The sequence below is a fragment of the Streptomyces sp. R11 genome, from assembly GCF_041051905.1.
GTDB lineage: Bacteria > Actinomycetota > Actinomycetes > Streptomycetales > Streptomycetaceae > Streptomyces.
Genome location: NZ_CP163432.1, coordinates 3705001 through 3718473, shown reverse-complemented (window position 1 = coordinate 3718473; position 13473 = coordinate 3705001). Strand labels below are relative to the sequence as shown.

General features: G+C 70.8%; 10 protein-coding genes (1 of these 10 only partly in view). 8 read left to right on the top strand and 2 right to left on the bottom strand.

The window, feature by feature from the left end:
• Positions 1 to 121 precede the first annotated feature (121 nt).
• The 6 genes from AB5J55_RS16850 (at position 122) to AB5J55_RS16825 (ending at position 7655) form a co-directional block, all read left to right on the top strand.
• Entirely contained in the window at positions 122 to 1738 is a 1617-nt protein-coding gene (locus tag AB5J55_RS16850; RefSeq protein WP_369276207.1) for an L-lactate permease, read from the top strand.
• Between the two features lie 113 nt (positions 1739 to 1851).
• Complete coding sequence (locus AB5J55_RS16845) at positions 1852 to 3216, top strand: phosphomannomutase/phosphoglucomutase (RefSeq protein WP_369271466.1); 1365 nt, start codon at positions 1852 to 1854, stop codon at positions 3214 to 3216.
• A 402-nt stretch (positions 3217 to 3618) separates the two neighbouring features.
• The gene (locus tag AB5J55_RS16840; protein WP_086725970.1) at positions 3619 to 3789 is read left to right on the top strand and encodes a Trm112 family protein; all 171 of its coding nucleotides are present in this window, start codon (positions 3619 to 3621) and stop codon (positions 3787 to 3789) included.
• Positions 3790 to 4099: 310 nt separating this feature from the next.
• Positions 4100 to 5233: an SIS domain-containing protein gene (locus tag AB5J55_RS16835; RefSeq protein WP_369271465.1), complete on the top strand. Its 1134-nt coding sequence runs from the start codon at positions 4100 to 4102 to the stop codon at positions 5231 to 5233.
• A gap of 118 nt (positions 5234 to 5351) precedes the next feature.
• On the top strand, positions 5352 to 6503 hold the full coding sequence (gene manA, locus AB5J55_RS16830; protein ID WP_369271464.1) for a mannose-6-phosphate isomerase, class I: 1152 nt from the start codon (positions 5352 to 5354) through the stop codon (positions 6501 to 6503).
• 171 nt (positions 6504 to 6674) lie between these two features.
• Positions 6675 to 7655, top strand: a complete 981-nt coding sequence (locus AB5J55_RS16825; protein ID WP_369271463.1) for a cation diffusion facilitator family transporter — start codon at positions 6675 to 6677, stop codon at positions 7653 to 7655.
• Between the two features lie 76 nt (positions 7656 to 7731).
• On the opposite strand, the gene AB5J55_RS16820 is transcribed toward AB5J55_RS16825, so the two are convergent.
• The gene (locus tag AB5J55_RS16820) at positions 7732 to 9855 is read right to left on the bottom strand and encodes a fructose-specific PTS transporter subunit EIIC (RefSeq protein ID WP_369271462.1); all 2124 of its coding nucleotides are present in this window, start codon (positions 9853 to 9855) and stop codon (positions 7732 to 7734) included.
• 550 nt (positions 9856 to 10405) lie between these two features.
• Between AB5J55_RS16820 and ahcY the strand changes: the two genes are divergently transcribed.
• The gene (gene ahcY / locus AB5J55_RS16815; RefSeq protein ID WP_369271461.1) at positions 10406 to 11863 is read left to right on the top strand and encodes an adenosylhomocysteinase; all 1458 of its coding nucleotides are present in this window, start codon (positions 10406 to 10408) and stop codon (positions 11861 to 11863) included.
• Positions 11864 to 12060: 197 nt separating this feature from the next.
• Entirely contained in the window at positions 12061 to 12675 is a 615-nt protein-coding gene (locus AB5J55_RS16810; RefSeq protein WP_369271460.1) for a hypothetical protein, read from the top strand.
• A gap of 24 nt (positions 12676 to 12699) precedes the next feature.
• On the opposite strand, the gene AB5J55_RS16805 is transcribed toward AB5J55_RS16810, so the two are convergent.
• On the bottom strand, positions 12700 to 13473 hold the 3' portion of the coding sequence (locus AB5J55_RS16805) for an RDD family protein (RefSeq protein ID WP_369271459.1). It continues 210 nt past the right edge of the window; the window shows 774 of its 984 coding nt (coding positions 211–984); the start codon falls outside the window, past its right edge — the gene reads right to left on this strand; its stop codon occupies positions 12700 to 12702.

Sequence of the window (13473 nt, the reverse complement as noted above, 5' to 3'; positions counted from 1 at the left end):
CTCGTGTGCTTGTTTCGTTGAGTGATGCACAAGCATTGACGTGTCGTTGGCGCGGACACGACCATTCCGCATGTCGGAACGAGAAATCGCTTTCCGCATGGCGGAATCCGGGGAGGCGCCCGTGTATGTGCAGGAACTGGAACCCGTCGCCGGCTCGCTCGGACTGTCCGCGCTCGTGGCGGCCCTGCCGCTGGTGATCGTCCTCGTCCTGCTGGGCGGGGTCCGGATGAAGGCCCACCTGGCGGGGCTCACGGGGCTTGGGGCGGCCGTGCTGGTCGCCTGGCTCGCGTACGGCATGCCGCTCGGCCAGACGCTCTCCAGCGGCGCCCAGGGAGCGCTCTTCGGGCTCTTCCCCATCCTGTGGATCGTCGTCAACGCCCTGTGGGTGTACCGGATGACCGTCCGCACGCGTCATTTCGACATCCTGCGCCGGTCGTTCGGGCGGCTCTCCGACGATCCCCGGATCCAGGCACTCGTCGTCGCCTTCTGCTTCGGGGCACTGTTGGAGGCCCTGGCCGGGTTCGGGGCGCCCGTCGCGATCTGCGCGGTCATGCTGGTGGCGCTCGGGTTCGATCCGGTGCGCGCGGCGGTCGTCGCGCTGGTCGCCAACACCGCGCCCGTGGCCTTCGGCGCGATGGGAACGCCCGTGGTGACGCTGGCGCAGGTCACCGGACTGCCGCTGGACGACGTGGCTTCCGTGGTGGGGCGTCAGACGCCCTTGCTGGCTTTGGTCGTTCCGCTCGTGCTGGTCGGGCTCGTGGACGGGCGCCGTGGGCTGCGGGAGACCTGGGTGCCCGCACTGGTCTGCGGAATCGCCTTCGCCGTCGCCCAGTTCGCCGCCTCCAACTACGTCTCCGCACAACTCGCCGACATCGGCGCCGCCTTGGCCGGTGCGGGCGCCCTGGTCGCCGTTCCGCACGCGCGTGTGCCCGCCACCGAGGCCGTACGCGCGTCCGTACTGACCGGGTCGCGGAGCGAGGAACTGGACGAGGACGATCCGCGGCGCGAGGTCGTACGGGCCTATGCGCCGTACGCATTGATCGTCGTGATCTTCTCCATCGCGCAGATTCCTGTCGTCAAGGACTGGCTGGCCGAGGCGACCCGGACGTTCGACTGGCCCTTCCTGAACGTCGCCAACCCGGACGGGGAGCCAGTCAGCGGCAATGTCTTCAGCTGGCCGATCGTGTCCACCGGCGGCACGCTCGTGCTGCTCGCCGGAGTGTGCACGGCGGTCGTGCTGGGGGTGCACGCGCGCGTGGCGGTCAAGGAGTGGGCCGCGACCGTGCACGAGTTGAGGTTCGCCATCCTGACCGTGACGTCCGTGCTGGCGCTCGCGTACGTCATGAACCTCTCCGGACAGGCGGCCACCATCGGCTACTTCGTGGCGGCGGCCGGCGCCGGGCTCGCCTTCCTGTCGCCGGTGCTGGGCTGGTTCGGGGTGGCCGTGTCCGGGTCGGACACCTCGGCCAACGCGCTGTTCGGCGCCTTGCAGGTGACGGCGGCCCGCGAGTCGGGGCTGTCGCCGGAACTCCTGGCCGCCGCCAACAGTTCAGGTGGTGTGCTCGGCAAGATGATCTCGCCGCAGAACCTCACCATCGCGTGCGCTGCCGTGGGGCTCGCGGGCCGGGAGGGGGACCTGCTGCGACGCGTGCTGCCGTGGAGTCTGGGCCTGCTGCTGGTGATGTGCCTGATCGTGGTCGGCCAGAGTTCACCGGTGCTGGGCTGGATGCTGCCCTGACCTCCGCGCTGACCTGAGGTTACGGCTGGGAGTCCACTAGGCGGTCACCCAGCGCGGTGGCCGTCCGGGCGGGTAGTTTGGGGTGACCGATAGGACTTTCAGGAGGGTTGGCCGTGGCTGCTGATCTGTCACAGCTCGTGAAGGCGTACGACGTGCGCGGGGTCGTCCCGGACCAGTGGGACGAGTCCCTGGCCGAGCTCTTCGGGGCCGCCTTCGTGCGGGTGACCGGTGCGAGCGCGATCGTGATCGGGCACGACATGCGACCCTCGTCCCCCGGTCTGTCCCGCGCCTTCGCGCGCGGGGCGGCGACCCAGGGTGTCGACGTCACCGAGATCGGCCTGTGCTCCACCGACCAGCTGTACTACGCCTCGGGCGCGCTGAAGCTCCCGGGCGCGATGTTCACGGCGTCGCACAACCCGGCCCAGTACAACGGCATCAAGATGTGCCGCGCGGGCGCGGCCCCGGTCGGCCAGGACACCGGCCTCACGGAGATCCGCGAACTGGTCGAGGGCTGGTCCGAGTCGGGCGCCCCGGAAGCGGCCGCGCAGACGGGAACGATCACCCAGCGGGACACGCTGGAGGACTACGCGGCCCACCTGCGCTCCCTCGTCGACCTGACCTCCATCCGCCCCCTGAAGGTCGTCGTCGACGCGGGCAACGGCATGGGGGGCCACACGGTGCCGACCGTGCTCGGCGGCCTCCCGCTGGACGTCGTCCCGATGTATTTCGAGCTGGACGGCACGTTCCCGAACCACGAGGCGAACCCGCTGGACCCGGCGAACATCGTCGACCTCCAGAAGCGGGTCCGCGAAGAGTCCGCCGACCTGGGCATCGCCTTCGACGGCGACGCCGACCGCTGCTTCGTCGTCGACGAGCGCGGCGCACCCGTCTCCCCGTCCGCCATCACCGCCCTGGTGGCCTCGCGCGAGCTCGCCAAGCACGGCGGCAAGGGCACGGTCATCCACAACCTGATCACCTCCTGGTCGGTCCCGGAGGTCGTCAAGGAGAACGGCGGCACCCCGGTCCGCACCCGCGTCGGCCACTCCTTCATCAAGGCCGAGATGGCCACGACCGGCGCGATCTTCGGCGGCGAGCACTCCGCCCACTACTACTTCGCGGACTTCTGGAACGCCGACACCGGCATGCTGGCCGCCCTGCACGTCCTGGCGGCCCTCGGCGGCCAGGACGGCCCCCTGTCCGGCCTGGTCGCCCAGTACGACCGCTACGCCGGCTCCGGCGAGATCAACTCCACCGTCGCCGACCAGGCGGGCCGCCTCGCGGCCATCAAGTCCGCCTACGAGGCCCGAGAGGGCGTGGAACTCGACGAACTCGACGGCCTGACCGTCACGGCCGCCGACTGGTGGTTCAACGTCCGCCCGTCCAACACGGAGCCGCTGCTGCGCCTGAACGCGGAGGCACGGGACGAGGCGACGATGGCGAAGGTGCGGGACGAGGCGTTGGCGATCATCAGGGGCTGAGGGGGTCACGTGAGGGGCGGGGGTTGCGCACGTACTCCGGCGCTGCGTGTCAGCGCCGGCCCGTGCCTCCCTGCCCGGCCCCACCCACCCGCCGGCGGCTGCACACGAGTGGCGACGCTGCTTCTCAACGCCGGTCCGGGTATTTCAGCCCGTCCGGCGTTTGAGGACGAGGCCGTGCAGGCCGACAGCGGGGGTCTGGGGGCGGCAGCCCTCAGGTCGGGGTGGAAGGGGCAGAGCCCCTTCAAGGACGGGAAGGGCAGGGGCGGCGGGGGCGAAACCACCCCCACCAGCCCCACCACCGCCCAACCCCGGCACCCCGCCCCCACCGGCGGTACGCTGACCAGGCACATCCGCACGCACGCACGCACGTACCGCACCCACCCGCCCCAGAAGGGACACCTCATGCCGCTGGAAGCCGGCCTCCTGGAGATCCTCGCCTGCCCGGCCTGCCACGCCCCTCTCAAGGAGCAGGACGCCGAGCTGATCTGCACCGGCCAGGGCTGCGGCCTGGCGTACCCCGTCCGCGACGGCATCCCCGTCCTGCTCGTGGACGAGGCCCGCCGCCCCGCGTAACGGGCCGCCCCGGCACCGGCGCAAGGGCGACGCAACGACCGGTCACCGTCCGGGACCAAGCAGCCCCCGCCGCACAGACGTCCGGCCCCGCTGCCCCCGACGCCGCACCGTCCGGCCCCCGGCGCACGGACTCGGCCACCGGCAGGAGACGACCGCGGACGGATGCCGCCACCAGGACGCCCGGAGCCAAGCACCACCCGGCACCAAGCCCCCTGCGCACGCCACGACCGAGCAAGCCCCCCCGACGCACAGCCCGCCCCCGCGCAAGACCCCCGCCCCCCAAAAAACCGGCGATCGGAGGCTGCCGCCCATGCTCGACGAATCGTTGCTGGACACGCCGGAGGCACTCGCCGAGGCCGACCGCCGTGCTCTGCTGCGCGGCGCGGCCGAAGCAGGCGCCCGTGTCCGCACCGCCGCCCGGCACGCAGCCGAGGCCGGCATCAACGACCTCAAACCCGACGGCCGCCCCCGCGCCATCCTCATCGCGGGCCCCGGCGCCGCCGCCATCTGCGTCGCCGACCTCCTCGGCACACTCGCCGGCGCCACCAGCCCCGTCACCCGGCTGGCTCCGGCCGGCGTCGCCCCCGCCGCCGGCGCCCTGCGCTGGGAGCTCCCCGGCTGGGCCGGCTCCGTGGACCTGCTGCTGATCACCACCCCCGACGGCAGCGAGCCGGGCCTGTCTCTCCTCGCCGAGCAGGCGTACCGCCGCGGCCTCACAGTCGTAGCCGTCGCCCCCGCAGGCTCCCCGCTCACCGAAGCCGTGCACAACAACCACGGCCTGTTCGTGCCGATGGCGACCGCCCCGTACGACGAGGGGGAGGAGGAAGTCCCCGCCGCCTCCGCCCCAGGCGTCCTGTGGGCCCTGCTCACCCCGCTGTTGGCACTCCTCGACCGCACGGGCATGCTCACCGCTCCGCCCGACGCCGTCGAGAAGGTCGCCGACCGCCTCGACCACATCGCCGAACGCTGCGGGCCCGCCATCGCGACCTACAGCAACCCCGCCAAGACCCTCGCCGCGGAACTCGCCGACTCGCTCCCGTTGATCTGGACCGAGGGCGTCTCCGCCGGCCCGGCCGGCCGCCGCTTCGCCGCCGCGCTCGCCGAGCTCTCCGGCCACCCCTCCCTCGTCGCCGAACTGCCCGAGGCACTCGCCGCGCACAGCGCCCTGCTCGCCGGCCGACTCGCGGCGAACGCCGACCCCGACGACTTCTTCCGCGACCGCGTGGAGGAGACACCGGCCCTGCACGCGCGCGTGGTGCTGCTGCGCGACCGCCCGATCGGCGGCCTCACCGCCGCGCCCGCCGCGCGCGACCTGGCCCTGAGCCATGACACGCCGATCAGCGAACTCGAGCCGGAAACGGGCGGCGAGCTGGAGACCCTCGCGGAACTGATCGCCATCACCGATTTCGCCGCCGTTTACCTGGCGCTCGCTTCGGGAGCCTGATCTGTCCCAGGGGGCCCTGGCAGCCGTACGCCGATGGAACCGGCAGGCGTACACAAGGCGAACCGGCGTCCCCCACGAAGAGAACCCGCCTACCCGCAGAGAACAGGCAGACAACCGCATGGACCGCCTCGACAACACCGTCCGCCCCTACGCCTGGGGTTCCACCACCGCGATCCCGAAGCTCCTCGGGGCCGAGCCGACCGGCGAACCGCAGGCAGAGATGTGGATGGGCGCACACCCGGGCGCACCCTCGCGCACCGAGCGCGGCACGCTGGTCGAGGTCATCGAGGCCGACCCGGAGCGCGAGCTGGGCGAGGCGGCCGTGGCGAAGTTCGGCCCCCGCCTGCCCTTCCTCCTCAAGATCCTCGCCGCCGGCGCCCCGCTCTCCCTCCAGGTGCACCCCAACCTGGAGCAGGCGAAGGAGGGTTACGAGGACGAGGAGCGCCGGCGCATCCCGGTGGACGCCGGTCACCGCAACTACAAGGACGCCAACCACAAGCCCGAACTGATCTGCGCGCTCACCGAGTTCGACGGCCTGTGCGGCTTCCGCGACCCCATCGAGGCAGCCGACGCGCTGGACGGACTCGGCGTCGACTCCCTCAAGCCGTACGTCGACCTGCTGCACGCCCACCCCGAGGACGCGGCCCTGCGCGAGGTGCTCACCGCGATCCTCACCGCCGACCCGGACGAGATGGCCCGCACGGTCGCCGACGCCGCGGCCGCCTGCGCCCGCCTCGGCGGCGACTACGCCCCGTACGCCGACCTCGCCCACCACTACCCCGGCGACCCCGGTGTCATCGCCGCCATGCTGCTCAACCACGTCCGCCTGCAGCCCGGCGAGGCCCTGTTCCTCGGCGCCGGCATCCCGCACGCCTACCTCAGCGGCCTGGGCGTCGAGATCATGGCCAACTCCGACAACGTCCTGCGCTGCGGCCTGACCCCCAAGCACGTCGACGTCCCCGAACTCCTGCGCGTCGTCCGCTTCGAGGCCGGCGACCCCGGGGTGCTGCGTCCGGAGGCGTCCCCGGACGGCGAGGAGGTCTACGAGACCCCGATCGATGAGTTCCGGCTGTCGCGGTACGTCCTCCCGGAGGGCACCACCGCCCACGACCTCACGCGCGCGACCCCGCAGATCCTGCTCTGCACGGCGGGCTCCGTCCGCATCGGCGAGCACGACCTGACGCCCGGTCGGTCCGTCTTCGTACCGGCAGGTGAAAAGGCCGAAGTGTCCGGTGCCGGTACGGTCTTCCGCGCCACGGTCGTCGCCTGACCGAGGGCATCCGACGACCCGGCGCGCCGTTGTCGGACCGTGCTGCAACAATGGCCCACCGGCAAAGGACGGGCAAAGCCGAACGGGGGCCGCACGCCCTCTCGGCAACGCCCTGAACGGCGTACGGACGTACAGGCGTACGAAGACGAAGGCGAAGGGACAACGCGACACATGAGCGCGTCAGGCGGTACCAAGGCGATCGTGGCGGCACTCGCCGCCAACCTCGCGATCGCGGCAGCGAAGTTCGTCGCGTTCGCGTTCAGCGGCTCGTCGTCGATGCTCGCCGAAGGCGTGCACTCGCTCGCCGACTCCGGCAACCAGGCCCTGCTGCTGGTCGGCGGCAAGAAGGCCAAGCGCGAGGCGACCCCGCAGCACCCCTTCGGCTACGGCCGCGAGCGCTACATCTACGCCTTCCTCGTCTCGATCATCCTGTTCTCCGTGGGCGGCATGTTCGCCCTCTACGAGGGCTACGAGAAGATCAAGCACCCGCACGAGATCGAGCACTGGTACTGGCCGGTCGGCGTGCTCGTCTTCGCGATCATCGCCGAGACCTTCTCCTTCCGCACGGCCATCAAGGAGTCCAACCTCCTGCGGGGCAAGAAGTCCTGGAAGGAGTTCGTCCGCCACGCCAAGGCGCCCGAGCTGCCCGTAGTCCTCCTGGAGGACCTCGGCGCGCTGGTCGGCCTGATCCTCGCCCTGGGCGGCGTCGGCCTGGCCCTGCTCACCGGCGACGGCGTCTGGGACGGCATCGGCACCATCTGCATCGGCGTCCTGCTCGTCCTGATCGCGGTCGTCCTGGCCATCGAGACCAAGTCGCTGCTGCTCGGTGAGGCCGCGGGCGCCGAGGACGAGCAGAAGATCGAGGCCGCCATCGTCGACGGCGACGTGGTCACCCGCGTCATCCACATGCGCACGCTCCACCTCGGCCCCGAGGAGCTCCTGGTAGCCGCCAAGATCGCGGTTCCGCAGGGCGACACGGGTGCCAAGATCGCCTCCGCCATCGACGCCGCCGAGGCCCGCATCCGCGAGGCGGTCCCGATCGCCCGCGTGATCTACCTCGAGCCGGACATCTACAGCGAGGCCGAGGCAGCCAAGGGCGCCGACCGCGAGGCAGCGCCGGGCGGCCCGACGCCCCAAGGCACCGACCACTGACGTTTCGTAGGACAACGGACAACTGGCAGCGGGGCCCGCCGAGCGACTCGGCGGGCCCCGCTGCCAGTTGTCCCGGCTACCCGACCTCGCGCAGCACCCCGAGGACGGCCGACTCGTCCGGCGCGGCCAGCAGCCGCTCCCGGAACCCCGCGTCCATCAACTTCCGCGACAGCAGCGACAGAATCCGCAGATGCTCGTCGCCCACGGCCGCCTCCGGTACGGCGATCATGAACACCAGCCTCGCCTTCGTACCGTCCAGCGAGTCCCACTCGACGCCCTGCACGGACCGTGCGAAACCGACGACCGGCGCGGTCACCGCATCGGTCTTGGCATGCGGAATCGCGATCTCCTCACCGAGCCCGGTCGTACCCTGCGCCTCCCGCCGCAGTGCCGTCGCCACGAGCTCGTCCACGTCCGCGACCTTGCCGGTCCCCGCCAGCAGCTCAGCCATCTCACGGATCGCCGACTCCTTGTCGGCGGCGTCGAGCCGCACCTTCACGGTCTGCTCGGTGAGGTGGCCGCAGAGGACCTTGGCAGGGGCATCGTCGGCTGCGGTCTCGTCCGCGGCACCTACGGACGTTGCCCGCGACCCCGTCGGCGACGTACTCGAGCCGGCCGCCGCCTCACGTACGGCAGCCTGCGCCACGACGGCAGCCGCGCCGGCGCCCGGCACCCCGGCACCCGCACCGACCAGCGCGGGCTCGAGCCCGGCCGTGCCCATGCCCGTGCCGACGAGAGCCTCCCCGCGCCTCCTGCGCCCACTGACGTCGACCAGGGCAACCGTCGTCAGCGCGGTGACGACCGTGCCGATCACCACCGCCACGAAGAACATCGGCACGCCACTCACCGCGCCCAGCACCGCCACGATCGGCCCGCCGTGCGGCACCGCGTCCTCCACACCGGCGACTCCGGCGATCGCGCCGGCGACCGCGCCGCCGAGCATGTTGGCCGGGATCACCTGAGCGGGCCGTGCCGCGGCGAATGGAATCGCGCCCTCGGAGATGCCGAAGCAGCCCATGAACAGCGAGGCGAGCCCCGTCTCCCGCTCCTGCTCGGTGTAGAGCCGCTTCCGTATCAGCGTGGCGAGGCCCTGACCCAACGGCATGACCGGGATCGCCGCCGCGCACATGCCCATGACCGTCTGGTTGCCGGTCGCGATGAGCCCGGCTCCGAACAGGAACGCCGTCTTGTTGACAGGCCCGCCCATGTCGAACGCGATCATCAGGCCGAGAATCGCACCGAGCAGGATGGCGCTCGTGCCGGTCATCCCGCTGAGCCAGTCGGTCAGGTTCTCGAACACCCAGGAGATCGGCTTGCCGATGACATAGATGAAGAACAGCCCGAGCGCCGTCGACGCCACGATCGGAATCACGATGATCGGCATGATCGGCTGCGCGAACTTCGGAACCTTGACCTTCTTGATCCACAACACCAGATACCCGGCGAGGAACCCGGTCACGATCGCCCCGATGAACCCGGCGCCCGCCTTGGAGTCGTACAACTCCCCGGTGTTGGCGATCCAGCCACCGATCATGCCCGGCACGAGCGCGGGCCGGTCCCCGATGGCATACGCGATGTAACCGGACAGAATCGGCACCATCAGCGTGAAGCCGATGACGCCGATGTTGTTCACGTCCATCCAGAAGGAGTCCTTCGGGATGACCAGGCCGCCCGACGGGTCGGTGTGGCCGCCCAGCGAGAGCGAGATCGCGATCAGCAGCCCGCCGACCACGACGAACGGGATCATGTAACTGACCCCGTTCATCAGCGCCTTGTACCCGACGCTCCGCTCCTTGCCACCGCCGGCCCCCGAGGCCGCGGTGACCGCCCCCGCCTCGTGCACGGGCGCCGACAGCACCTGCTCGATCAGCCTCTCGGGATGGCGTATGCCCTCGGCCACGCCGACCGTAAGGACCCGCTTGCCCGCGAAACGGCTCAGGTCCACGTCCTTGTCCGCGGCGACGATGATGCCGTCCGCGGTGTTGACATCGTTGTCATCGAGGACATTTTCAGCCCCGATGGATCCCTGCGTCTCCACCTTCATGTCGATACCGCGGCTCTCGGCGGCCTGCGCGAGCTTTTCCGCCGCCATGTACGTGTGGGCAATGCCGGTCGGGCAAGCGGTCACCGCGAGCAGCTTCAACCGCTTCTGCTCGCCGCTGCCGCCGCCCGTGGGGGGAGGGCCGGCCGTACTGGTCACGTCGATCTCCTAACGCCTTTGTTCGTGCGGACCGCCGTCCCGGACGGCCCGCAAGATCGATCAGTTGCTCAGATCTTCCGGGCATCCTGCCCCACCTCGCCGCAGCCTCAAAGGGGCGAAAGTGGAGCTCTGCCCCGGTTTGCCGCCTCCTGTGCGCCGTTCGTTGGTGTCCTGTTATCGCTCCCGCGCAGCACCTCCCCGCCACGACCGCCGCCGGCCCCGACCGCCGACCCGTGAACTTGCCGCTGCCCTCCCGCCCCCAGGTGCCCTGATGGCGCGATCTGTACGGAGCCGGACGAGACGGTCCGGGAACGCCCAGGCCTCCCGCTGTGGCTCCCGGGCGTCCCGGTGTAGCTTGGGACAGAGCCAGACGTCGCTGCTGATGGCGGTCGGGCGGTCCCGACGCGGACCGGCCGAGGGAGAGAGGGCCTCCGACGGACTGCGCTGCGCGTACGCGGGCATGCCTGTGTCCTCTTCGGGCACCCCGGTGTCCGCCGCCGTGCAGACCAGCCGTACCCACCCTCGACCCAACCCCGAGGAGCAGCTCGTAATGACGACTGTCGAGAACCGACAGGACTTCAAGGTCGCCGACCTCTCCCTGGCCGACTTCGGCCGCAAGGAGATCACCCTCGCCGAGCACGAGATGCCCGGCCTGATGGCGATCCGCAAGGAGTACGCCGAGACGCAGCCGCTGGCCGGTGCCCGCGTCACCGGCTCCCTGCACATGACCGTGCAGACCGCCGTCCTCATCGAGACCCTGGTCGCCCTGGGCGCCGAGGTCCGCTGGGCGTCCTGCAACATCTTCTCCACGCAGGACCACGCCGCCGCCGCGATCGCCGTCGGCCCGAACGGCACGCCCGACAACCCCCAGGGCATCCCGGTCTTCGCCTGGAAGGGCGAGACCCTGGAGGAGTACTGGTGGTGCACGGAGCAGGCGCTGACCTGGCCGAACACCCCCACCGGCGGTCCGAACATGATCCTGGACGACGGCGGTGACGCCACCCTCCTCGTCCACAAGGGCGTCGAGTACGAGAAGGACGGCAAGGTCCCCTCGGTCGACACCGCCGAGTCCGACGAGCACCGCGTCATCCTCGAGCTCCTGCACCGCACCATCACGGACGGCTCGCAGAAGTGGACCCAGCTGTCCTCTGAGATCCGAGGCGTGACCGAGGAGACCACGACCGGCGTCCACCGCCTGTACGAGATGCAGCGCGACGGCGTCCTCCTCTTCCCGGCGATCAACGTGAACGACGCCGTCACCAAGTCGAAGTTCGACAACAAGTACGGCTGCCGCCACTCCCTGATCGACGGCATCAACCGCGCCACCGACGTCCTGATCGGCGGCAAGACCGCGGTCGTCTGCGGCTACGGCGACGTGGGCAAGGGCTGCGCGGAGTCCCTGCGCGGCCAGGGCGCCCGCGTGATCATCACCGAGATCGACCCGATCTGCGCCCTGCAGGCGGCGATGGACGGCTACCAGGTCACGACCCTCGACGAGGTCATCGACAAGGCCGACATCTTCATCACCACGACCGGCAACAAGGACATCATCATGGCCTCGGACATGGCCAAGATGAAGCACCAGGCGATCGTCGGCAACATCGGCCACTTCGACAACGAGATCGACATGGCCGGCCTCGCCAAGACCCCGGGCATCGTCAAGGACGAGGTCAAGCCGCAGGTCCACACCTGGACCTACCCCGACGGCAAGGTGCTGATCGTCCTCTCCGAAGGCCGCCTGCTGAACCTGGGCAACGCCACCGGTCACCCGTCCTTCGTGATGTCCAACTCCTTCGCGGACCAGACGCTGGCCCAGATCGAGCTGTTCACCAAGCCGGACGCCTACCCGACCGGCGTGTACACGCTGCCCAAGCACCTGGACGAGAAGGTCGCCCGCCTGCACCTGGACTCGCTCGGCGTGAAGCTGACGACCCTCCGCCCCGAGCAGGCCGCGTACATCGGCGTCGAGGTCGAGGGCCCCTACAAGCCGGACCACTACCGCTACTGAGCCGAGCCGCCGCTGAGCCGCTGCCGAACCGGGTAGCTGCTCAGCCGGCGACGCGCTCCGTCGGCAGCAGATCCTCCGAGGCAGGCCCCCGCACCCCCGTGCCGGGGGCCTGCCCCTTTGGCCCGTGTGGCCCTTTCAGCCCGCGCGACCCCCGTAGCCCGCGTGGGTGGACCAGCCCGTCAAGACCCAGGACCCCGATGCCCCGCGGCCGTTATTCGCTCCACGATCCGCACGATCACACCCCCCTCGCAGAAGAACACTTCCACTGCGCCCCCGGCCCTTCCGGCTGGCGCTACGTCTCCCAGCTGACCACCCCTGAGGGCAATCACAGCGGCTCCGTCGACCTCGCCCTGGACGAACTCGGCCGCCCCATCCGCCTCGAACTCCACGCCGGTGGCTGGCAGGTCCGCGGTGCCGCAATCGACGGCGTCACCTGGGTCCGTACCGACCCCACCGGGGTTCAGGCCACGGAAGGCAATGTGCGCGCCCATGCCTTCACCGGAACATCCCCCGCGTTCCTCATCGCCACCACTCGTCTCCTGCGCCTCACCCCTTCCGCCTCGGCAACCCGCGTACGCCTCCTGGCCTTCACGGACCCGGTCCTCGCCCCCCGCACCGTGGACCAGTCCTGGGCCTTGGTGAACAGAGAAACACACGGCACTGACAACGGCCCCCTGACCGTGGACGAATACCAGGTCACAGCCCTGGACACCGGCGAGCAGCACGCCGTACACATCACGGGCGACGTGGTCCTCGCGGCGCCGGGCATCGAGCTCGAGGACCTGGAATCGCCGCCGTCGACGTTCACTTGAGCGACGGCCCCGGCTTGGGAGGAGCTAGGCCGGCGGGGCAAAGCCCGTGGAGGGCCGGTCGTCCGGCGGCGCGTCCTGCGGCGCCGGCGGCTGCCGCACTGCGTCATACGGCGCCGAGGAACGATCCCCTTCCGCGCCATACGGGGCAGGCGGAGGCGCCGCAGCAGCGGCGGTCGGCACAACCGGTGGACCGTACGCGCCAGCCCCACCGGTCCCAGTCCCCGCATCACTCGCAGTGGGCGCACCACCCTCGAACGACCCATGGCTGAAGGCCCGCCGCGCCTCCCGCGCCTGCCGCTCCTGCAGAACTGCCGCCAGATATGCCGCCGGCGGAACACCCTGAGGCGCCGGAGTGCCCGTACGCGCCGCGAGGTCCGTGGCCAGCTGCTCCGCCATGCTCCAGCCGACCTGCGGGTCGAGTTGCTGCATCCGCGTCAGATACTGGCGAATGGCGAGCCACAGACCATCGGGAACCGCCGACAGATCAAGCCCCGAGAACCGCCCGACCAGCCATGGCGGAGGGGGCGGCACGAACCCCGTCCGAGCGAGGGGCACCCGCTCCCGCACGACGAGAGTCCCGGCGAAGACATCACCGAGCCGCCGCCCGCGCGCGGACACCAGCGAGGCGATGACGGCGACGACACCGAGCGTCATCAGAATCTCGATCACGCCTATGAGGCCACGCACCAGCGCGTGCCGGAACCGGATCGGCCCCCCGTCGTCACGTACGACCCTCAAGCCGCACGCCATCTTCCCGAGCGAGCGCCCATGACTGAGTGTCTCGACCGCGATCGGCCC